Source organism: Ferrovum myxofaciens (assembly GCF_000735045.1).
Taxonomy (GTDB): Bacteria; Pseudomonadota; Gammaproteobacteria; order Burkholderiales; family Ferrovaceae; genus Ferrovum; species Ferrovum myxofaciens.
Map to the genome: position 1 here is coordinate 1 of NZ_JPOQ01000192.1, position 1,949 is coordinate 1,949.

General features: G+C 44.9%; 2 protein-coding genes. Both read right to left on the reverse strand.

Features of this window, described 5'->3' with window-relative positions:
- Positions 1 to 194 precede the first annotated feature (194 nt).
- Entirely contained in the window at positions 195 to 632 is a 438-nt protein-coding gene (locus tag IV91_RS0112730) for a type II toxin-antitoxin system death-on-curing family toxin (RefSeq protein ID WP_031599036.1), read from the reverse strand.
- 1 nt (position 633) lies between these two features.
- Positions 634 to 1,644 (reverse strand): hypothetical protein, encoded by a 1,011-nt coding sequence (locus tag IV91_RS0112735; RefSeq protein WP_031599038.1) that lies wholly within the window; start codon positions 1,642 to 1,644, stop codon positions 634 to 636.
- Between the last annotated feature and the right edge of the window lie 305 nt (positions 1,645 to 1,949).

A 1,949-nucleotide genomic window follows, 5' to 3' on the forward strand; every position in this document is an offset into this window, starting at 1 on the left:
AGAGGGATCAGGGGTTGAAAACCCTTCATTGGTCGCTGCGCTACCCGCTTCAAAAACAACCCCGAGCGGGTAGCGCAGCGACCTCGCAAATCGGATTTCATGTCAAGTGTTTTTTGCATTTTTTTTTGAAAATATTTATCGCGCAGATGGGTACCTTCGATATTTGGAAAAACCCGCGAATGTCTAAAGTTCAGTCATGTATTAGTTGCCTCAATGATTTTTAATTTCAGTGATTCGCTGTAGTCCTCTTCCTCAATCAACGCAAGAAAAATTTCACTAAGCAAATCTTTATCGATCTTGCCCTCGGCCACCCATACCACGATGTTTTCCATCCGAAGTACAAAGCTCTGCACGCAATAGTCATAACCATTTAGCTCCAGAAAATACGCTCCGAGGCTGATACTGGCGCGCTTATTCCCGTCATTGAACGCGTGAAACTTATTGACAGCAAAAATAAGATGCGTGAGCTTGTCAAGCATGGTCGGGTAATAAAGATCATTCTGTATATGATCCAAGGCACTTTCCAGTAAGCCTATGTCGCGCTGACCATGCAATCCGCCCGAAACCTCAAGGATATAGTCGTGCACTTCTACCGCGTGTTTTACATCAAAGTAAAGAATCGCGTCTTCCATGTTAGCGATCCTTCAGGCGCTTGAACACAGCCAATATCTCTTCATCTTTCAGGCGATCTTCCAGCGCCTTGCTCGTCTCACCAAGGAAACGATCAAAATCGGCCTGTGGCACCGCCTGGATATAGGCATGCAACTTGTCATGCAGCGCATCCCTGAAACACAAATCCCGGCTTGCCATACGCGTACGAGCATTATGAATCAAGGGTTGCAGGAACGGATTCAACTCGGCTTGCGCAAACAACAGATCTGTTTCAGCATAAGTCAACTTTCTCCCCAGATGCTGCGCTTGCTGCTCAATCTGGCTGGCAATACCATTTTCAAAACTGGCAATTAAATTCAGCACCTCGGCATACATACTCTCGCGCACACTGTCATTTTTGCCCAGTCTTAATACTTTGCGATATTCGGCTGCATTCTCCCGAAAAATAATCTGATAAATCTTATTGGTATATTGTGCATATTTAAACTGCCCAGCATCTACATAACGGTTTAAAGCACTGGTAAAAGACTGCCGATAGCCAAACTCTTGATAAGCTGATGGTAAGAAATCATTGTCGCGTTGATTGATGAATTGGGTATGGCCACCTGCTTTTTCTGCCACCACATCCATCACAATATCCAAGATACGCGAACGGATTTCTTTAGCACGTTCGCTTTCTGTCAACAACATCGCCAGGTTCAGCAAAGCACGGAAATTAAATACACCCAAACTCGGCGCCTTGTCTCCGACATTCATGTCGGAGACATCAACTAACCTGTAGTTTTTTAATGGTTTTCCCCTAAGCACCCGGTACCCGTTTTTCCCTAGCTCATCCCCGCATTGGGCGATATAACGCTCAATTGTGCGCTCGTCCACGTCAAATAATTGCGCCAAGTCTGCCTTTGTAAAAACAGATTCACCTTCGAATTGCTTGCCTGAAAAGGCAAAATGCGTCTCAATTTCTTCAAGGGCATAGGGGTTGTTGAGTATGTTTTGACGATGAATATCGGAGTTGGTCAGGTCTTTATTCATTACGCTTGCCCCTGTTGATACCGGTTAAAAATAGACAGATACCTGAATCCGTGTTCGTTATAGAAAAGCTTTCACCCAAGACCGAATCGACATGAATTTGACCGGCCAGTCTTTCAAAACCTCAACGAATTTCCATTCGGCTGTGTTTTTGTCGCCCGGTTTTTGTCTTCAGATCCGTAGTTTCTGGTCAAAATTCCCATTTTCATCTATTCAATTCAGCATCACTCCTTCCCGTGTCAGGAATTTGAGGGTACTTCATGGTTTTCCTCGATTACCGTGGTCAGGTTTACCCATAAGACACCGCC

Excerpts from the sequence above, each read along its gene's own strand:
- IV91_RS0112735 (WP_031599038.1), bottom strand. The coding sequence starts at position 1,644 with ATGAATAAAGACCTGACCAACTCCGATATTCATCGTCAAAACATACTC.
- IV91_RS0112730 (WP_031599036.1), bottom strand. The coding sequence starts at position 632 with ATGGAAGACGCGATTCTTTACTTTGATGTAAAACACGCGGTAGAAGTG.